This window comes from Thermosporothrix sp. COM3 (assembly GCF_059696735.1).
Genome location: NZ_AP019376.1, coordinates 4,619,856 through 4,640,761, shown reverse-complemented (window position 1 = coordinate 4,640,761; position 20,906 = coordinate 4,619,856). Strand labels below are relative to the sequence as shown.

Below are 20,906 nucleotides of genomic sequence, written 5' to 3'. Positions count from 1 at the left end.
CATCTGTTTCGTGGTACTAGATAGTTGGTTGAAGATATTATGCTTGCGCTTCACAAAGCATTTGTAAGGTTTATAGGATTTATCAAATCCTGTGGTAAAGGCAAGGAAGCGCTCCCTTATTTTGTGGTAGAGGAGATCGTGTTTCTATGTTGCTTGTAAGAGCTCCTATGCGAATCAGTTTCGGAGGTGGAGGGACGGATCTAGAAGCGTACTATGGCCGCTTTGGTGGCGTGGTGATCAGCACTGCTATTAATAAATACTTTTATACTATTATTGAAGCTGCAGCTACAGATGAATTACAAATAATCTCAGCCGATTATCGCTCTCTCTTTCGTCATGCGCCTTTTGATGCCCTTTCCTGGGATGGTGATCTTGCGTTGCCGAAAGCGGTCTGTCACCACTTTGGTATACGTGGTGGTCTGAATCTCTTTCTGGCGGGCGAAGTGCCCCCGGGGACAGGGCTTGGTTCGTCAAGCTCTGCGGCTGTGGCGCTGGTGCGCGCGTTCTCAACCCTGTTGGAGCTGCCAATGAGCAAACAGCAGGTTGCTGAACTGGCATCCTCTATCGAGATCGAAAAAATGGGGATGCCAATTGGCAAGCAAGATCAGTATGCCTCCGCCTTTGGTGGCCTGAATAAAATCTCCTTTACTGCCGATGGGGTCACCGTGACCCCCTTACAGATTGCCCGTGAAACCTATTGGACGCTGGAAAGGCGCCTGTTGCTTTTCTTTACGGGCCGTTCCCGGCTGTCAACCTCTATCCTGAAACAGCAGCGTACATCGACTGAACAGAATGATGTGATGGTGTTGCAGGCACTGCATCATATCAAAGAAGGGGCGCTGCAAATGCAGGAGTGTCTGGAATCTGGGGATCTTGAACGCTTTGCTCGCCTGCTCCATTATGCGTGGCAGGAGAAGCGTTGCCTTGCACCTGGCCTGTCTTCAAGCTTTATTGATGAATGTTACGAACTGGCGCTTCAGCGTGGAGCGCTTGGCGGAAAGATTACCGGTGCCGGTGGTGGTGGCTTTCTGCTGCTCTATTGCCCGGAAGAGGCTCAAGAGGCGGTCACGCTGGCTCTTGAGCAGCAGGGCTTGCAGCGAATGAATTTCCGGTTTGATCGGCAGGGGGCAGCGGTAATACTCAACGTTTCGTCTGGTTACGATCATCTGCGGGTTCAGCCCTATGAACACGAGTAAGCGGGCTGTTGTTGTTCGCGGAGCGTTGTGAGTTTGTCTAAGGGGGAAACATGTTGCATTCAACTGTAGCATACTTTCATGATGTTGAGCGCATGGTTCGTTCTATCTCGTTGCCGCAATTGCAAAATGTCCTGGATATCCTTGAAGATGCATATTACAAAGAAAAACGCATCTTTATTATGGGCAATGGTGGCAGCGCGGCAACCGCTTCCCATCTCGCGCTTGATCTGGCAAAGAATACGATTATGCCGGGTGCCCCACGCGTGAAAGCGATCTCACTGACAGACCATGTTCCCTTACTCACGGCCTGGAGCAACGATACCGCTTATGAGCATGTCTTTGCGGAGCAACTGGCAAATCTGGTCGAGCCGGGAGATGTCACGATCCTGATCAGCACCAGCGGCAATTCTGTGAACGTTATCCGGGCAGCTGAACTGGCGAAAGAATATCAGGCGGCGACCATTGCCCTGCTCGGGGCGCGGGGCGGCAAGCTGCGCCGTATGGTTGATGCCTATGTTCTGGCTCCGGGACGAAATATTGAGCAAGAAGAGGATGCTCATATGATCCTTGCGCATGTGATCACCCGGCATATGCGCGGTGTGGTGCGTTCCTATGCGCTTGAACAGGCGGAAGCGGCGGCCGTGATTGGAGAGCGGTAGCCCTGCGCCATCAGAGCTACCGCAATGCCTCAGTGCTGTTGAAAGTATGCGAGTGTTTTCTTGACGCCCTCTGCAAAAGAGACTTCGGGTTTCCAGCCAAGCAGCCGCTCTGCCTTGCCACAACTGAACTCGGCCATATAGAGGTCTCCCGGGCGTTTGGGGGCGCGGACAATCTCCGGTTCATAGCCGGTCAGATCTGCCAGGGTACGATAGATCTGGTTGACGGAGACGGCGTTTCCTGTGCCGATGCAGAACACATCGTTATCCCCGCGATTCAACGCCTGAATGTTTGCTCTGGCGACGTCCTCGACAAAGACGTAATCTTTGCGCTGCTCTCCATCCCAGTCAATGCGCACTGCTTCATGAGCAAGGAAGCGTTTCGCAAAGATTGCGATCACACCAGCCTCGCCGTTCGGGTCCTGACGTGGCCCATAGACGTTCCCGTAGCGCAGAATGGTATAGGTCAGGCCGTGTGCCTGCTGCCAGTACCGCAAATAATGTTCGGAGACCATTTTTGTGATCCCGTAAGGGGATTCTGGCCGCTGGAGTACATCCTCATCCAGAGGCAGACGGGCAGGAGTCCCATAGGTCGCGCCAGAAGATGCGAAGATAATCTTGCGAGTTTGGACGCGGGTGCAGTTTTCCAGCACGTTGAGCAGGCCCATGACATTGACCTGTGCATCCAGCCTGGGATCACGCGTGGAGACTGCAACGCTATGCTGTGCCGCGTGATGGCAGACGATTTCTGGTTGTACCTCGCTGAAGATGCGTGTAAGGGCCTCTTCATCGCGAATATCTGCATTGTAGAATGTCGCTTTGGGGTGAATGTTGTCCTTCTTCCCGCCGCCCTCATTCCACATGTTATCTATGATTGCGACCTCGTGTCCAGCCGCAATATAGTGGTCTACGATATGTGAGCCGATAAAGCCAGCCCCGCCAGTAACAAGAATTCTCATCAGCAGCCCTTTCTTTTGCAGGTTATTCCGGGCGGTCGCGTTGTGCCACGAGCGTTTATTTGCTCAGTTGACCGCTAAACAAACACGCAAACATCGCCCCCTTGCATTATAGAAAGAAATTCGGGCAAGTTCAACTTTACTGACGAATTGCCAGGCTTTCCTTCTGTGAGCATGATGTTCAGGACATTTTTTCCAGTGCTGCTTGAAGCTCCTGTGGACTGGCAAGAACCGGATAAATCTGCATGCCTGTCTCCTTCTTAAGCCGGTCAAGCGCCTGGCTGTTCTGTGGGTCCGACATTGCGACCGTCAGGGTATTGCGCTCACGACCAAGAGGGAAGCAGTGAAGCTCCTGTGCCAGTTTCGGGCTGATGACTCCCTTGAGGCGGCGCGGAAACTGGCGCGGAAGCAGGGAGAGATAGGGTATCCCGAGCTTGCGTGCAAGGCGAGAGAGCTCTTCCGGTTCGTGCGCTGCTGGACCGTTGTCGCTCTGGTGAATCAAGGCGCTTTGTTGCTGCATACCAGCGGTAATCAGACATTCTCTTCCACTGGGGTCAGGGAGCGGGTACGCACTGTGGCCGATACTGACATGCAGGGGTTGGCTGATATCCTGTTCGGCAGTATGATGAATACGCCAGAGCAGCGTATCCCAGAGGCGTTCCTGCACAAGCTGGCCGCCCTGACGGTTGGCTCCGAGCAGGAGAAAATGAAATTGCTGCTGCCGCATCAGCACGATATCTGTTTTGCGGACGCGTAAACGCAGGTGTGAAAGATAGTAATGGCAACTTCTTTCACGTGTTGCAGCAGGAATAGTGTCCTGAAAACGAAGTGAAATGGTTACCAGGGCTGTAGAGGGTGAGAGTTGCGAAATGCTACCCTCTATCATCCTGGCAATCTCTGGCACTGTTTCCACCATTCTGTAGTGATGTTCCTGTACCTCTAACGCTCCACCCGGTGCTGAGATTGCCTCCTGGCGCATAACTCGTCTCCTTGTATATCGAAAAAGTTGTATCCTTGAGATGTTGTGGAAAGTATAGCGCAACACACTGGAATTCGAGTCTTGACCCGGTTGCAGTCCTGTTAAGTCTTGTAATTTATGGTTAAGATCAATTCATTTCTTGTTTCAATGCGTGATGCGCTATCAGTGCCTGTAACGGTTCCATCAATGCATCTATGGTAAAAATGGCTTGATCTGCTTTCTGCATCATATCAAGTAAAAGAGTCATCACCATCTCGTCGTCTTCCGCGAGTACTGCCTGAAAGTCTGCCAGAATATCGCCATAGATCGCACAGGTGCTCTCAAGAAGTTCACGAAAAAGGCTGTCCAGACGATCCAAACCGGGAGGCATTGATTGAAGGTGGAAGGCATAGGTGCTCAGGGTACCACGGTAGCTTTTCCAGCTCTTAATGTGGGTACTGACGATGGCGAAGGCTCGACGCCATTGCTCTTGAATTTCGGGCTGCCAGCGGCTTTCTGGGGGCGATTGGAAGCGTTCAGAGCCGGGGCTGATCCCCTGTTCTTCTCTGACGTGTGAGGTGTCGGCGGTGGCATCCAGCGAGTCAATCATCCCGTTGATTGCGCTATTGAGGAGCTGAAAGAGTGTGGCAAGGCGTTCAAGCTGGCGTTGACCCACCAGCAGGTTACTCCATATTTTGCGTTTGCGTTTGAGCTCTTCGCTTCCTCGCACGGGCAGGTGCATACTCTGAATGGTGGTCGTGACTCTGGGCAGGATGTCCTGATAGAGTTTCGAGGTACTGAGAAAAATATGATGCAGGCTGACCTTGAAAAGCTGGATATCGGCGGCAAAGACACGCTGTTCGCAGTGTATCTCAAGCCGCCTGAGCATGGTTGCTAACCAGCGCTGTTCAGATCCGCTACCGGGTTGGAGCCGCCGTTCTGTGATGGCGCTCTCAGGGGTGCTGTTGTGATTCACGTCTTTTTCCCTTCTCTCCCTCATCCACAAAAACACAACAACTCTTATTCTCCATTGTACCGGACCTGCTGAATTGTCAGGTATAAGCATGCTGATCTAGAGCAGCGGTATGAGCGTTTCCCTCACTTTGGTGCGGGTAGTGCCAAGCGCCGTCAAAATGTTTTCCAGAGGGCCCTGCTCATCACGCAACATTGCCAGCAGGAGGTGTTCAGGACTGATAAGCTCTTCGTCTCGGGTTTGAGCCTCTTTATGCGCAATGAGCAGATACGCTGAGAGCAGAACAGAGATGCCGGGATGGGTGCTATCTGGCTCCTGTTCCGGTTCCTTTTGTTCAATAATCGAGCGAGCCTTGTCGATGGTGACTCCTTGCTTCTGAAGCGCCTGCGCTGCTGGTGAACTGCCCTCGTGAAGCAGACCAAGCAGCAATAATTCAGGGGTGAGGAGCAATTGCTTTAAGCGGGCAAGTTCGCCACCTGCGAACGTGAGTGCTGAGATAGAAAGTGGACTCAGTTGCCCATAGGGGATATCCTGTGGAAAGATCGTGAACGTCACTCCTGAGCTGAAGATCTGCTGCCTGATGGTTTCTTCTCTGGCATGCAGCGTTGAGGATGATCCAACTAGCTGTATTGTTGTGGTACGCAGGTCTTCCAGAGAGAGGCCCTGGCTTTTCAACACGCCGCCTGCGATGCCTTCGCCCTCACGCATCAGGGCGAGCAGGAGGTGTTCGGTGCCGATATAACGGTGATTCATCCGCCGGGCTTCATCGACGGCCAGTTCTATGACCTTTTTGGCGCGTGGTGTCAGGCCGATCGCACCAAGCACAATACGATCACCGCGTCCGATAATGAATTCGATTTCATGCCGAATCTTCTCAAGAGCGATACCACGAGCGAGGAGTACTTTTGTTGCTACGTTCTCTGGATTACGTAGCAGACCGAGCAGGAGATGTTCGGTGCCAATGTAATTGTGTGAGAACTTCTATGCCTCTTCTTGCGCATAGGAAAGCACTTTGCGAGCTTGTTCTGTAAATTTGTCAAAGCGGTCACGATCCATATTCTTTCCCCTTCTCTGATAGGCAGAAATACTCTAACATCTAGTACGTGAACTGTATTGAGAAGTTGTAAATACTGTGATTCTTTTCGCATATGCGGCTTTCTGAATGTTTCTTGACACACCTCTCAGAGCGTATGAAAATAGAAGTGCTGTATCTGTTGCGCTCTGTTTTGATGGCCTGTAAAACCGAAAGCATTGTTGCAATCGTTTATGTATTGTGTGGGGAGAAAGGAGGGCTTTATTCTGCGCGAGATGGACAACGTTCCTATCTGTCTGCCGCTTTGCGTGGCGATGTAATACAATGGCGTTTGAGCTGTCAGATGCTTATCAGCCCTCTTGTTTGGAAGATCATTTCTCTGTGCGCTTTTCTGGCGTACAGTATAAAAAGCAGCAATAGCAGAAGCAAGAAAACGAAACTATGCAGCAACCTTTTCATACTCCATTAGATGGAGATATTCAGACTGAACATCTGGTATCTGAGGGGCAGACTATTTCTTCCGCTGATCTGGAACAGGCAGCGAAAGCGGCCGAACGCGCCCGTTTACGTCAGGGTATTATGCATGTGCGAATCCACCATCTCTACTGTACGCTGGAAGAGCACTTTGACCCCTCATTGAAGGGCACCAGCTTTGTGATTGGTACCGGGAATGGACGTCCGAATGAGCCGGGGCGTGTGATTGACGCTTCGCCTGCTGCAATACGCCAGGGCATTACTCCGGGTATGCCACTACGGAGAGCGCATCGAATCGCGCCACGCACACGCTTTATGCCCGCTGCTCATGAACGCTACCAGCCGATCTTACAGAAGCTGCGGGAGCGCTATAGAGCCTATTCCCGGATTATCGAGTCACTGCCTCTGGCTGATGCCTATATTGATCTGCGCGGGTGCGAACTTCCTTTTGACTCGCCTGTGGCGCTTGCGGAACGTCTCTGTGCTGAGATCGCCGAGATGGAACTGACCGCACAGATCGGTGTTGCCAGCGGTAAGGCAATTGCTGAACTGGCCGCGCTGATGAGCCGGCGTGATGGGAGACAGGGCGTCCTTTACATTCCTCCGGGGAGCGAGGCATCATTTGTGCAGACCTTGCCTCTGTCGTTGCTCTTACAGGTGCGTGCTGCTGGCAATAGTGCCGGGAGCGCCGATGGAGATGAACGGGGGGGGACACTGTCTCGTCCGCCTGAGGCTGATGGTCGAGGCGAGCAGATAGACTCGTTTGCAGTTGCTGAAATGGTTGCCCATTTGCGCGATTTTGGTATTACCGAGTTCTCTCAGGTCGCAACCTTGACTGAAGAAGGGCTCCGCCGTCGCCTGGGACGCCTGGGAAGCTGGCTGTTTAAGGTCGCACAGGGAGAAGATTCCAGCCTGGTTGTGCCGGATGTTCCACCGCTGAGCCAGAATGCCAGAGTGCGCTTTCATCATGCCGCGGATGCCGACGAGACCTGTGCTGCGATTCGGAAACTGGCGGATTATCTCGGTCAACGTCTCCTTGAACAACGTTTAAAGGGTCAATCAATCGCCCTGATTCTCTGGCCGCACCGGTTGCTACGACGTGAGACACGAAAGCTAATGCTGGATGAAAGTGGTGAAGAAATGGCGGTGAGCGAGGCGGATGAGTCGATTGGAGGGCAGATGATTCTTGCCCGCCATACTGATGACGCCGATGTGATTGCCCACCATAGTTTGATGCTCTTTGCTCACTATCACCGTCCAGCATATCGGTATGTGCAGGTGCAGATCAGAATTGGCGATATTATCGCTACAATCCCTTCATATTACCCGCCACCAGCTCGCTCTCGTGGTCGCTTGACCCGAAAATTGCAGTCATCAGGACGATAACGAAGCACCTCATGAAAAGGAGCAGCATCTTCTGCTCCTCTTTTTTTCTGATGTTGAGAAGGTCAAGGGACTAAGAAATGTCTCTCTGGTTCTGAAGTACAAAATCGCTATATTTCTTTGCATTATTTTAATGCCTGTGTATGATGATAGCGCATACGCCTTGCTCGGTCAGACGAGCTATGACGAGGAGCCGGGTTTGTCAGCATAATTCTGCGCTTCTATTTCCTTCATGCTATCGTATTCCCGCCGATGTAACATACGAACGGCGAATGCGTTATAGCTATAGAGTGGGAGTTGCGGGGCAGAAGGGATACATGGCTTTTCTGGTCTTTGAAGCAATGCGCTCTTACTTGAATACATCATAGAAAAAGTATGTCTAAAAAACGAAAAAAGCGAAATAAACGTCACTCAGATTCCTCGCAATATGCACGTAAGCAGATGCGTGGATCTGAGGTGCAGAGAGAACAGAAATTGCGAACTCCGCGTGTGCAACGTCCTGAGGAAGCGCAACCTGAGGGAACAGAAGAGGCTGTTTCCGAGGGGAAGGCAATAGCTGCTGTCAAAGAAAGACCGGCGGTGCTGATGGACAGAGACACACAGTGCGAAAAGGAACAGGTCGAAGTGCCTCCTTCAATACCAGAAGCTCCTTTTTCCACGGAAGAGGCTACCCCTTCCTCCCAGGTTGAGAACGGTGAGGCAGAACCGCTTCTGGAGCCCTTGCACGTCTCAGAAGAGGAGCAGCCGAAAGAGGAAGCCATACCCGCTGAGGCCACTCAACCCCTGAAAGAGGCAGAGGAGCAGCCGAAAGAGGGAGAAGCTATACCTGAGGTCATGGAACAGGCAGAAGAGCAGCCGGAGCCTTTGTATGTCTCGGAAGAGAAGGAAGAACAGCCGAAAGAGGAAGAGCCGGAATCCTCAGGAGAAGAGGAGAAGAAAAAGGTTGCGCTTCCCGAGACTGTGCAAACCCGGGAAGGGAAAGTGCAAGAAGCTGCTGCTGTTCCGGCTGTTGCGGTTGTGGACGAGCAAGCGGAGAAGCCTGAAACAAAGCCGGGGGAAGCAGAACTTGTTCCTGGGCCCAAAGCTCCTATCATACTGCGTAAGCTGCCGTTAAGCCGCCGGCTCTCTATTGGGGTGCGTCTGGCGCTGGTATTCTGCCTGCTGGCTCCGCTCTGTGCTGGCGTGATCTATGGTGTAAATGCCTGGGTGACATATACCTCACTGCGCGCACATGCTGAGAATGGGGTGCAGCACCTTCTGAATATGAAGACGCTGCTTGCTGGTTCCGGGTCTACAGATGGGCAATCGATGATCCGCAAAAGCCCGAGCAGCATGCTTGATGCCAGTACATTGAAAGATGCAAAAGAGGAAGTATTGGCAGCGAAGGCGGAGTTTGAAGCGCTCAAGGGGTTGCTGAATGATTCAGCCGTGATTCACCATATTTCGCAGTGGTTGCCTCAGTTTGAGCCACAGATTACCTCGGCAAAGGCAGCAAGCCAGATCGGGATTGAGTTAACCGATATCGCTCAGATAGCGCTGGATGCGGGGATACAGCTTGCTCCTCGTTTTCGGGGGCCCTTGCTTGCCAATGAGCAAAAGCCGCTGGTTACCTCGACAGACTTGCAGCTCCTGCAACAGACGCTTCAACAGGTGATGCCGCGTCTGGACAAGATCGAGCAACAGACCAGGCTGCTTTCACTGGATGCCTTGCCGCTGGATACTGCGCAGCGGAATCAGCTTCAACAGTATGTGCTGCTGTTGCCACAGGTGCGAGAGACGCTCGGATTGCTTGAGAATATGATGGGGGTTGCTGGCTGGCTTCTGGGTGTGGATACGCCGCGCACCTTTCTGGTGCAGACCATGGATCGGGGCGAATTGCGAGCGACCGGAGGCTTTACCGGCCAGTTTGGAGAATTGAAGATCAATGGCGGACGCGTGGCTCCATTCTCGTTAACCAATGTGGCCTTGATCGAGTATGCGCCTGGTAGCCCGAATAGCGAGCAGGATGCACCGAAAGAATACCGCTCATGGTGGCCGTTTGCTAACTGGGGGCTGCGGGATGCGAACCTGTCAGCCGATTTTCCTGCATCTGCAAAGATTATTATGCAGGCATATAAGGATGAACTGAAGAAGAATGTGGATGGCGTGATTATGTTTACGCCATTTCTGATCGAGCACATGTTACAGGTGATTGGGCCGCTTTCCATCCCGAAGTACAACGAAACTGTGACTGCTGAGAATCTTGAGGATCGCCTGCATTATTATCAGCTCGATAACGCGGGCATCCTGAAAATCAAAACAATCGAGCATATTGAGAACAATGAGGAGGCTCGCAAGGTCTTTACCAGTCTGGTTGCGCAGGCATTGATGGCGCGTATTCGCAACGCATCCTTTGATGAATTGCTGGTGCTCGGAGTGATGGGTCTACAGAATTTGAAGACAAAGGATTTGCAGATCTATTTCGCCAATGAGCAGGCTCAGCAGTTGCTTAGCCGTTATGGCTATGCCGCGGAGATTGATCGCTCGACGGACCATGATGCCTTTTACCTGGTCCAGACCAACGTAAGCGCAAGCAAAGCCTCGCAGTATGTGCGTACGCTGATGAAAGATACGGTCACGCTGGATGCACAGGGAGGGGCGACCCATATGTTACAGATCAGATTGGCCTATAACCAGTTGGGTTCAGTCTATGGCCTGGATACCTATCGTGACTATATTCGTCTCTATGTGCCGCCCGATGCAAAGTTCCTCTGGGGCAATGGCTTTGATACCGGAGAACCCTTATGCGGGGGAACGCTTGGTCATTGTCCGGCGCAGGGAATCTATCCGGGTCAGGAACTCATTTGCCCAACCGATCAGTACGAGGCGGGAGCCTCTGCGCCGATGATTGGAGATCCCTATTACAGGCAATGGCACCCGCTGAACAAGATCGGGCCACCGAATAATTTCAAGAGCGATATCGCCGGGCGGGCTATGTTTGGCGGCTATCTGGTAGTGCCGAAGAACTGCACCATGCTTGCTACCATAGCGTGGTATGTGCCGCCCCAGAAGGGCCAGCAGACTGGAGTATACGATCTACTGGTGCAGCGTCAGGCGGGTACATTTCCGGAGCTGGATCTAACCCTGCAAAAAGCGGAGAGCGGATGTGCAACAATGCCACGCGATGGATTATACTATAATGGTGTGATGACTCAAGATATGCTTTTCAAGCTGGATGAAGGACAGCACGAGAAAGCTGCGAGCTGCCCTGAGAAGCCAGCAGTCGCTGTATAGACAAAACAGGCGGAAAAATCTTCCCTTTTCGCCTAAAAAAGAAAGTGTTACACAAGTTTCTCACTATTGTACATTTCCAATCTTTAAACATACTAATGAATCTGTCAATAGTACGAAGAGGCAATTTTCCTATTGCCTCTATGGAACTTATATGCTATCTTATACTGTACAAATAGCTGTGCGTTTGATAATGTAGAGCAGACTGCGACCCGACATCAGCAAACAGGGGAAATGGTGGTAGAACAGAGGGGAGCCAGATTCTGTACCGTGTGGTATTCCGAACAGCGTATACTACGTTGTGCAAAAGAAGTCCCCGAGGCCGTTCAGGTGAAGGGGAAAGCGGGTAGGTAGTTCACCCGATACATTGCTGTGGAAGCTGTCTATAGTCGAGCTATAGATCAGGAACTGCTTTGTTGTACTGTGTAGGAAATGGTCTCGGTCGCGGCTCTTATTGGTCTGTATGGGCCGATAAAGTGGCGGTGGGGCCTGGAGAGAGGGCATCTGCTCGTAGTGATTGCCGCCGGAGGTTGTGGCCGGTACAATGGTAAGGATGGGGCGCGCTGTCAACGCAGAAATGAGAGAAACAGCGTTATCACAATTCGTAGCAGAATGTACCGATCGTGCGTTATCGTAATTCACGGGAAGATTGTGGAAGAGAAGTATTCATGGAACAGCCAGCCATTTTAAATATCAACCGAACCGATGCAAAATACCAGTTTCGTCTTGATCTTCCCGATGGTCAGGTGCTTGCGGGACAGGAACTGAGCGTAGAGCTGAGCCCGGAGCAGAATGACCGTCTTCGTCGGATGCTGCAAGCAATGGCACAAGCGACCCGCTCTGTCGGGACACTGGATGGAAAGAGACAAACGGCCAGGACGGCTGCCATCAGTGATACACACATGGCGCTTGGTCGCTTCCTCTTTGATACGCTTATACCTCCTGTTTTGCATGATGCATTGCGCTCACTAAACGGTGCTCTCCTGCTTACGACAAACACCCCTGATATTCCGTGGGAGATCATGTTTGACTCAACACAGAGTCCCCGACCGGGGAAATATCTGTGTCAGACGGTGAGCGTTGCTCGTCTTCCGCAAGCGGTGCGTGATCGCTCCTATCGGTCCGGGTTACAGGATCGAGTGAATCGAGCTCATAAATTTTCCAAACGTGACGCGCAGGCGCTTTCGATCCTCTTTCTGGTCAACCCAACGGGCGAATTTGTGAGTGCGGAAGAGGAAGTTGCCTCTCTGTGTACCAGTCTGCCCGAGGCCATTGCGCGACTGATCCTCTACCGGCAGCAGGCAAATCAACTAGAAATGCGCATGCGGCTGAACGCAGAAAATCCTCTGATTGTGCACTATGCCGGCCCTCTTCCTTCCTTCATGGGCCTCAAGCCTGTCTTGCCCCTGGCAGGCAACTCACGTCTAGATGCATCTGCGGTTGAGCAGCTTTTCCTGGCATTACCCAGGAGTCCGCTGGTATTTCTCAGCTTTTATGAAGATGAACGAATTCTGCGTTCAACTGGCAGTGCGGCCGCACAGTTGGAGCGTGATGAGATTGTTGAGCAACTGGCCGCCACGCTGCTCCAGGCAGGAGCGGGTGCGGTTGTCGTGCCTCGCTGGCCTGCGAATCCGTTGCGCATGCGCGAATGTATGGCGCTCTTCTACCAGGATATTGCGGATGGCGTCACTCTGGGAGACGCGTTGCGGCGGGCACGCTCCTATATGGCTCAGCATTATACGGATGATACCGCCTGGATGACGTTTGTCTTATATGGTGATCCAACGCAACGTCTGGTAACTGGATCGCTTGCAGGGAAAGAACGCCCTGTTGAGCCACAATTTGATGACCTGGATGATAGTCAACTTATGCCACCCTTTTTCGCATCTTCTCATACACCTGATAGACGTTTCTTAAAAGCAGTTCTTGAACTTGCTCTGACCGAGGCCCGGCGGATGCACAAGGACTATTTAGGAACCCCCCATCTCTTCATTGCGCTCACAAAGCTGGATGGAGGCTGTACGCAGGATGCTTTACGGACGCTTGGTTTCTCTCCCAAGCAGGTGCGTGATGTCATCCGGCTGGCGCTTGGCTCAGGGAAGGCGTCCATCGATACGCCCATTCTTCCCACACGTCGCTGTAAAGAGATACTCCAAACGGCAGAGCGCAATGCGGCTTCTGCCGGGAGCTCGCTGGTTGATGAACGGGCCATTGCGCAGGCTGTTCTGAGTGAAGGGGATGGCGTGACCCATGAGCTGTTAACCAAGCTTGGTATTAATCCCTCGCAATTGATGGAACTGATCTCTCAGAGTAACGCCCATGCGCTGCTTGAGTTGGTCCCGTCCGCGAGCGCGGGAGGCCCCGAGATTGGCGCTGATGATCTGCCGGGCGTGCTTGCCCCCGAGGGAGCACCCAAAGGCGGAAACTCGGTGCTTGAGCGTCTGGGACGCGATCTGACCCGCCAGGCAAGCCAGGAGCAACTGACACCGCTGATCGGGCGCGAGAAAGAGATGCGTCTGCTCATGCAAACTCTGATGCTCAAGGATCGAAACAACCCCATCCTGATTGGCGACTCTGGTGTTGGTAAGACCACCATCGTATATGGTCTGGCACAGCGCATCATTGAGGGCAAGGTACCGCCCGAACTGAAAGGAAAACGCCTGATAGAGCTGTCCGCTAGCTCGCTTGTTGCTGGAACAAAATACCGTGGCGAATTTGAGGAACGCCTGCTGAAGGTGTTGGAAGAGGCGGAGGGAAGTGGCAATATTATCCTCTTTATTGATGAAATGCATCTCCTGATCGGGACCGGGCGGGCCGCCGATGGAAGTATTGACGCGGCAGGGATTCTTAAGCCGGCTCTTGCCGGGGGACGGCTACGCTGTATTGGCGCCACTACGCCACAAGAGTATCGTCTGATCGAGAAAGACGCGGCAATGGAGCGCCGTTTGCGCCCGATTCTGGTTGAAGAGCCATCACCGGATGAGGCGCTCGCTATCCTGAAGGGCATGCGCTCGCTCTATGAAGAGCATCATCATGCGACGATTACTGATGATGCGTTGCAGGCAGCAGTGAATCTTTCGGTCCAGTATCTCCCAAATCTCAGGCTTCCCGATAAGGCCTGTAGTGTGCTGGACGAGGCCTGTTCACAGGCGCGTATTTCCTGGATGGAACATGCGGAGGAAGCGGAACAGGAGGAAGAGCAGGAGAACGTGGATAATCGCCCGACGCCGGTGATTACGCCTCCGCTGATTGCCGAAGTGATCTCCCACCGAACAGGCATTCCGGTGCGCGCTCCCGGCCGTGAGGAGCGAGATCGATTGCTCGGTCTGGAAACGCGGCTCAAAGCCCGGGTGATCGGTCAGGAAGAGGCGGTGAAGCGTGTCTCGCAGGCGATTCAGGTGGCACGTGCAGGATTGAAGCCGCGCAATCGACCTGTAGGGGTTTTCCTGTTTGTGGGCCCGACCGGTGTTGGTAAGACGGAGCTTGCGCGTGCACTGGCGGCGGAGCTGTTTGGCTCCGATGATTACCTGATTCGGGTGGATATGTCCGAGTATATGGAGAAACATGCTGTGTCTCGCATGATCGGCGCTCCTCCGGGCTATGTAGGCTACGATCAAGAGGGACAGCTAACCGGCAAACTGCGGCGGCGCCCTCATTGTGTGGTGCTGCTGGACGAGCTGGAAAAGGCACACCCGGAAGTGTTTGACCTGTTCTTGCAGGTGTTTGATGCCGGACGTCTGACCGATGCACAGGGGCATACCGTTGATGCTCAGCATGCCATTTGGATTATGACCTCAAATCTGGGAACAGAGATGCTTGGGCGCTCGGTACCCGGCGGCTTCCGCGCCTATACACGCGAGAACGAGAAGCAGATGCAGCGTGAGCAGATCATGGAACGAGTTCGTCAGGCATTCCGCCCCGAGTTCCTGAATCGAATTGATGATATCGTGCAGTTCTACCCGCTGGATCGCGATCAGGCTCATACGATCACCCGGCTCCAGTTGCATGAGCTGGCCGGGCGCTTGCTGGAACAGGGAATGACGCTGAATGTAGAAGATAGCGCTGTCGATCTGCTTTGTAAGGAGGGCTTCAGTACGACGCAGGGCGCACGTCCGTTGCGTCGTGTGATTGAGCGTATGCTGACAGTTCCTCTCAGCTTGCGTATTCTTCTGGCCGATGTCCCGCAGCATTGTGAGGTCCGTGTCTCGGCCGTGAATGGTAAGCTGAATATTGACCTGCGCGATACCTCAACCATCATGTCTTCTCCTGAGCATACGCCAAGCGTTCCGGATGAAATCCCGCTGGATGCCGAGTTGACCTCATAAGTACAGGCGAAAGAAGAGTCGATAGCCCTTCATTCATCCATGAAAAGGGCTATCGACTGTGCTTCTGCGATCAGTCAAGACCGTTGTCAACTTTTGTCACAGTCCCCCTGGTTCCGTCATAGATAACCTCAACATCGACAGGCTGCTTGCCTGGGATAGACTGGGCGTTGGCAAAGTCTTCAATGCGGGTGCGTGAAGGATCGATTGGCAGATCATAGGTGTTGTTGCCTACCTTGAAGTGCAACATATTGTCCTTTCCAACCGGGCTGGTGGTGATACCCTCAAAATTAACCTTCTTGATTCCTGGCTCCCGTCTATCCTCGTCGTCGGGGAGCTCAAGCTTGTTTGCGACAAAGTTTCCTTGATTATCGGCAATCGTCTTGACTTTGATGAGTTGCCCGACAGTCGGCTGATCGGGGGGAACTTTATCGCGCCTGGTCTGTTCTGTGACGCGCATGGCCAGTTCTTTCCCGTTAGGCATTGTGACGCTCAGGCTGTCCTTGCTGGCCTGTTTCACGGTGCCGGTGAACTCGATGGTCTGTGCCGTTGTTGGCTGCTGAGGTTGCTGATTCTGCCCGGTTGTTGGGCTTTGTTGTGGCGGCGCTGGTTGCTGCGTCGATACCGGGTTCTGTTGCGTTGTGTTGTTATTGGTACAGGCAGTAAAAAAGAGTATACATGCTATACTTATTACGAGAAGAGAAAAGCGAATTTTTGTGAGCAATGACATTTTCTTGATCCCTCCTTTTTCATAGAATAGGGCATCTATATCTATTGTACTCTTATGAGTATAATAGATAACTTATATGCTATTCAAATATATACTCTTCAATATATGATTCTTAATATTAGAAACTCTTCTGCACGCTTTAGTAGATCAGACGGATGGCGAACTCATGCAGCAGGGCACTTCTCTCCTCTCGTGGACTATGCACATTTTGGGTGTTTTCAGCCCTCCTTGCTCTTCGGAGCGAAGCTTACAATGGAGTTGCTCAGCTTGTTACTAATTTAAAATTAGGGACTTGACAAAAGAAAGTGAAAGAGGTATCCTACTGAGGAGAAGAAAGTCACTTATCTAAAGTAACCAACGAGGGAAACTAAGAGGAGATTACCATGTCTATCGAAACTGGACTGTTTCTGCTGCGCGTCTGCTTTGGACTTATCATTGCAGCACATGGAGCACAAAAATTATTGGGCTGGTTTAGTGGTAGTGGTTTGAAGGGCACTGCGCAATTGTTGCAGAAGCTCGGGTTTAAGCCTGCCGGGTTCTGGGCCTTGTTAGGAGCAGGGGGCGAGTTTGGCGGCGGCCTGTTGCTGGTATTGGGTCTATTGACACCGCTGGCGGCTGCCGGTGTGTTTGCTGCTATGCTAATGGCTGTATTGAAGTTCCACTGGTCGGCTGGCTTCTGGGGGACGAAGGGCGGCTATGAGTATCCTTTGATTCTCGGTATTATCAGTATTATTCTTGGTCTGGTTGGTCCTGGAGCATATGCACTGGATGGAGCACTTGGGCTCGCCACGGTTCTTCCTGAGCTAACTGTGTTTCTGGTTGCTGCGGTGCTTGCCATTATCGTCGATGTGATCGGCCTTGTGACCAGCAAGCAGCCGGCTGAGGCTGCCACCCAGCAAGCATAACCCCTCTTTCCGCTAGAGAAAGGCCCGGTGTGAGCGCAGCGGGCCTTTTTTGTTGCGGCAAAAAAGAAATGTCGCCGACGTTACAGTCAACGACATTCCCGAATGTGCGACGGACTATTCTGCCAGCCCTGGCATGAATACACCGCAGATAGTGAATATGTGTGCGGGCAAACAGTCTCCGCTTTTCTACTGAGAGGAACCACACATTGTTTTCACGCAAAGGACCGGTGAAATGTTACAGGTGGCTAAAAGCTTGCTTCTATCGCAAGAGAAGGTGAAAAAGGTACGCTCGAAACGCCTCTTTCACCTCTTGAGGGGAATAGATGCTATTCTGATACTAAAGAAGAGAGGTGGGCGATTCTCGCTCTCACCCTGCTGCGATCACGGAAGAGAACCTTGTAAGCGGCTCAACGATTGTACCCTGTGGAGCACTGCTCAACACCAGATTTATCGGAACCCACGCTTTCAGGGATCTCCTGAGGATATGCAACCGGGCTTATTGGCACCCGTGCGACAATCGACCACCCTTGCCTACAACTATACCGCGAGCAGCTTCCCTGGCCCTTTGCTTCGCTCTGTTCCTCTCTTCAGCGGGTAAAAGTGGCCGTACAAGCCTCTGAAGCCACTGGAGGGGGGCAGATCTCTGCCCTGTCTTCTGACGAGGTGTATTTCTTCTCTTCATTTCTCTGAAGTCTTACATAAGACCGTGGAAGTGGTGCGCGCTCTGCTTTCTGGCCCTACGCCAGAAATATCGCTTCCCGATTGCAGGTGTCACACATTTACTCAATTTATGGTATGATAGGGGTGCATTCCTTTCAATCACACGGGTTTGTCGCCCTTATCTCTATAGATTTCTCTGAATAAAGGAGGATATATCTCTTATGAAAGCAGTTAGAACGCACGTCGGGCGCTGTGATACCTGTGGAGAGCCCGCTGCTTACGCGCAATTGCTCCCCGGTGGTCGCCGTTTCCTCTTCTGTGAAGAACATGCCCCCTTGCTGGTCAAAAAGCAGGCAAAGGCGGCTGAAGATAAGGATAGTGCGAAAAAGTAGCCTCTCCGCCTAAGCCATGGGCAATAGGATAGAGATTGTTGTACCCTTGCCTGGTATACCTTCACTTTCAATCCGAATCTTTCCACCCATGGCTTCAATCAGGCGGCGCGAGATATAGAGACCCAGACCAGAACCCCGGACAGGACTGTTCACATCACTTTCCACGCGGAAGAAGCGCTGAAAAACCCGCTCATGATCCTCCGGTTTGATTCCTTTCCCTCGATCACTGATGGTAATCATCACCTGCTGTCTCCCCTCCTCCTCACGCACGCGTGCGACAATCGAGAGCGGGGTCTGTGGCGGTGAATACTTCAGCGCATTGGTACAGATATTCATCAGTACCTGACGAAGTCGCATCGGATCAGCCCGCACCATGAGATGGGTGGGCACATGAAGATGAAGGTTTCGTTGCTCTTTGGTTAATTGTGGCTCGATCATCAGCACCACACTCTCGATCGCTTCCTGCACCGAAACGTTTTTGAACAGTGCCGGGCCGATGGTCATTTCTTTATCAAGACGACTGGCATCCATCACGTTGCAAAGCAGCATTGCCAGTTCGTCACATCCACGTCGTGCTTTTTCCAGAAACTCCCGACGGTCATTTGCAGGCAGGATCTCATCATATTGAGCCAGGAGCTCGATATAGCCCTGTACTGCGGTCAATGGTGTGCGGAGCTCATGGGAGGCCGTAACCATAAATTGATCTTTCATTTGATCGAGCTCTTGCAGGCGACTATGTGCTGTTTGCAGACGCTGGTAGAGCTGTGCATTCGTGTATGCGACGCCCGCCTGCTCACCGAAATCCTGTGCCTGTGATAGCTCGGGCAGATCCAGAGGCCGTGTGGTAGTGCTGCTCCGGTAACTTGAGCGTGCAAACACAAGCAGGCCAAAAGGTTCACCCCCTTCAATTAAGGGTGTGAGAATAGCGGTGGTGACGCCCTGCTGTATCAGCGTATCTCGGAAACCCTGTCGTGACTGAGTCGCGATACGATAGGTGCTGTGTTCGTCTCCTTGCGCTTGTTGTTGTCGCTTTTTGCCGATAAAATTGACATTATCCTGCTTTTCCTCTTCCAGCACGATGAGCGTTGGCTGCAACGCTTCAAGTGCCTGAGCATCTGGTTCATACAGGCTGATCGGGGGCCAATGGATGGGCTGGTCACTGCCAGAGTAGGCGGCCTGTGGCTGTAGCCCCTGGCCTTTTTGCAACAGATAGAAGATTGTGAAATCCGCTCGCAGGGCACGCGCTCCCTCTTCACAGATAAGCTGGCTGAGTTCTTCAGGTTCAATAACGGCGGCATTGAGACGGGTTGCTATATTTGCCATTGCCTGGGCGAATGCCTCACGTTCTTGCGTTTCCTGGTAGAGCTGTGCATGGCGAAGCAGTGTGGCGACCTGCTCGCTGTAGGCTACCAGGAGGGAGCGGTCCTGTTCATTGATCTCTGTCGATGATTGGCGCGCGACACCCAGACACCCGATCCGTTGCCCATGATAGCTTAAGGGAAAGAAGGTCATTGTCGCGATCCGTTGCGCCAGAAACCACGAGGCCACCGGCTCCGGGATATCGGGAGTGTGGCTGTTCCAATGTAAGAGGGTTTCATGCTCACTACGATAGGTGCGCTGTAGAATGTTCTCGCCCTGGAAAAACCAGCTCTGAAGTGGCTGTTTATGTGCTGCTGCAAGAATGTGCAGGTGGGGTGGCATATGGTACGGTCCACGATGCTCTTCTACGAGAAGCAAGAGTGCCGCATCAAAGCCCAGATCCGTAATCAAGGTGCGGGTCGCTTGCTCTCGGAGCGGTTTGAGCTCAATATGCTGTGTCAGCCGGGCCACGATCTGGTGCAGGTGGGCCATTTTATCCTGATGGGCGCTCTTTTCGCGCAGCAGTCCTTCGTTTTCGCGGCTGGCAACGAAGAAACGCGCCCCGATCAAGATGCCAATACTCAGAATCAGCAGCGGTAGAACCATCGCTTCATACTGAGGATTTATTCGGATATGGCGATATGCTGTTAGCACGAAGAGCAGCAACATGGGAATGTAGACCAGTAAATTCTGGGTGATGCTGCCGTTTCCCTGAACAGGCTCTTTCTGGCTGGAGGCCTCTTCTGGTTCCAGGAGCACCTCTCGATAGCTATAAAGGGAGGAGAGGCCGGTCAATAGACATCCTGCTATCCAGAGTGAATTTTGCAAACGATCCATTGCCCCTGTATAGAGCGAAATTATATCGCTGATGATAAAGATACCCAGACCGCCAATCAGTAACAGTGATGAGGGCTTATACAGTGAATGGACGTCGCGATAGAGCAGGTAGGCTATCCCGAACAGGGGAGCCAGAGTAGGACAGAGATACAGTAACGTCAATGAAGGCGATGGAGCGACGACCTCACCGAGGAAGGGAAGCGTCCGTTCTGGTATATGCATGAGCACCCAGGCGATCCCAAAAAGAGAAAGCGTGGTGATGATCGCGTCAAGGAGCATCTGGAAAGAGAAACGAGTGCGAAACGATAGAAGAAAAATTCCCAATAACAGAAGTAACGGACTGAGCAGTGCAAAAGAGACATCCTGTAACAGGGGCAACATCTGGTGCCACCACATATGCAGCAATAACCAGAGGGCATACAGCAATATGGAAGCCCCGATAGTGAACCAGGCATATTGATCACGCCTGTGGAGCCGTATCGGGCCTTTTCGGGCCAGAATAGCCGTTTGAAAGCACCAGAAGCTCGCCAGTAGTGCAGCGATCATCTGTGCAATACTGATAAAAAGAGTGGTTTCCGCTCGATCATTGATACGCCAGGGCAGGCTAATGACGAGAAGGACCACTGCCAGGCATGTAGCCAAAAATATGTATTTTGTGAACCTCTGTTGTTTGAGGCTATATGGTGCTTTTGTTGTGTGTTCGGACATTGCTAGCGTTTCTGCACGTTGCAATCACAGTCCTTGAGAGCGTGGGTCTTGTATGCAAGTATACTAACATGCAAACAAAGAGTCAACGGCATTT

At 52.4% G+C, this 20,906-nt stretch carries 13 protein-coding genes and 2 pseudogenes; 7 read left to right on the top strand and 8 right to left on the bottom strand.

What is annotated here, in order from left to right:
• The first annotated feature begins 146 nt into the window (after positions 1–146).
• Both KTH_RS19660 and KTH_RS19655 read left to right on the top strand, forming a co-directional pair.
• Positions 147–1,196 carry a GHMP family kinase ATP-binding protein gene (locus KTH_RS19660; RefSeq protein ID WP_111319240.1) on the top strand — a complete coding sequence of 350 codons (1,050 nt, stop codon included), beginning with the start codon at positions 147–149 and terminating at the stop codon, positions 1,194–1,196.
• Positions 1,197–1,246: 50 nt separating this feature from the next.
• The gene (locus KTH_RS19655) at positions 1,247–1,855 is read left to right on the top strand and encodes a D-sedoheptulose-7-phosphate isomerase (protein WP_111319238.1); all 609 of its coding nucleotides are present in this window, start codon (positions 1,247–1,249) and stop codon (positions 1,853–1,855) included.
• 29 nt (positions 1,856–1,884) lie between these two features.
• Here KTH_RS19655 and KTH_RS19650 read toward each other — a convergent pair whose 3' ends face one another.
• The 5 genes and pseudogenes from KTH_RS19650 to KTH_RS19630 all read right to left on the bottom strand — a co-directional run.
• On the bottom strand, positions 1,885–2,811 hold the full coding sequence (locus KTH_RS19650; RefSeq protein WP_111319236.1) for a GDP-mannose 4,6-dehydratase: 927 nt from the start codon (positions 2,809–2,811) through the stop codon (positions 1,885–1,887).
• A gap of 178 nt (positions 2,812–2,989) precedes the next feature.
• A complete protein-coding gene (locus KTH_RS19645; RefSeq protein ID WP_111319234.1) occupies positions 2,990–3,787 on the bottom strand; it encodes a GspE/PulE/PilB domain-containing protein in 798 nt (265 codons plus the stop codon).
• A gap of 127 nt (positions 3,788–3,914) precedes the next feature.
• Entirely contained in the window at positions 3,915–4,742 is an 828-nt protein-coding gene (locus tag KTH_RS19640) for a hypothetical protein (protein WP_111319232.1), read from the bottom strand.
• 96 nt (positions 4,743–4,838) lie between these two features.
• Positions 4,839–5,294, bottom strand: coding sequence for a Clp protease N-terminal domain-containing protein (locus tag KTH_RS19635; RefSeq protein WP_487248050.1), 456 nt, complete (start codon positions 5,292–5,294; stop codon positions 4,839–4,841).
• A gap of 81 nt (positions 5,295–5,375) precedes the next feature.
• Positions 5,376–5,795 (bottom strand): annotated as a pseudogene (locus KTH_RS19630) (Clp protease N-terminal domain-containing protein); the annotation flags it as partial.
• A 418-nt stretch (positions 5,796–6,213) separates the two neighbouring features.
• Here KTH_RS19630 and KTH_RS19625 point away from each other — a divergent pair.
• The 3 genes from KTH_RS19625 (at position 6,214) to KTH_RS19615 (ending at position 15,224) form a co-directional block, all read left to right on the top strand.
• The gene (locus tag KTH_RS19625; protein WP_497620618.1) at positions 6,214–7,632 is read left to right on the top strand and encodes a DNA polymerase Y family protein; all 1,419 of its coding nucleotides are present in this window, start codon (positions 6,214–6,216) and stop codon (positions 7,630–7,632) included.
• A gap of 486 nt (positions 7,633–8,118) precedes the next feature.
• A complete protein-coding gene (locus tag KTH_RS19620) occupies positions 8,119–10,902 on the top strand; it encodes a DUF4012 domain-containing protein (protein WP_497620617.1) in 2,784 nt (927 codons plus the stop codon).
• A gap of 665 nt (positions 10,903–11,567) precedes the next feature.
• A complete protein-coding gene (locus KTH_RS19615) occupies positions 11,568–15,224 on the top strand; it encodes an AAA family ATPase (RefSeq protein WP_497620615.1) in 3,657 nt (1,218 codons plus the stop codon).
• Between the two features lie 70 nt (positions 15,225–15,294).
• On the opposite strand, the gene KTH_RS19610 is transcribed toward KTH_RS19615, so the two are convergent.
• Complete coding sequence (locus KTH_RS19610; RefSeq protein ID WP_497620613.1) at positions 15,295–15,951, bottom strand: hypothetical protein; 657 nt, start codon at positions 15,949–15,951, stop codon at positions 15,295–15,297.
• 383 nt (positions 15,952–16,334) lie between these two features.
• Here KTH_RS19610 and KTH_RS19605 point away from each other — a divergent pair, with 383 nt between their 5' ends.
• A complete protein-coding gene (locus KTH_RS19605) occupies positions 16,335–16,856 on the top strand; it encodes a DoxX family protein (protein ID WP_111319218.1) in 522 nt (173 codons plus the stop codon).
• Between the two features lie 881 nt (positions 16,857–17,737).
• Positions 17,738–17,908 (top strand): DUF7455 domain-containing protein, encoded by a 171-nt coding sequence (locus tag KTH_RS19600; RefSeq protein ID WP_170142346.1) that lies wholly within the window; start codon positions 17,738–17,740, stop codon positions 17,906–17,908.
• 9 nt (positions 17,909–17,917) lie between these two features.
• Here KTH_RS19600 and KTH_RS19595 read toward each other — a convergent pair whose 3' ends face one another.
• Positions 17,918–18,412, bottom strand: coding sequence for a sensor histidine kinase (locus tag KTH_RS19595; RefSeq protein WP_371859998.1), 495 nt, complete (start codon positions 18,410–18,412; stop codon positions 17,918–17,920).
• Positions 18,413–18,475: 63 nt separating this feature from the next.
• Positions 18,476–19,759, bottom strand: a pseudogene (locus KTH_RS19590) (GAF domain-containing protein); the annotation flags it as partial.
• Positions 19,760–20,906: the final 1,147 nt, after the last annotated feature.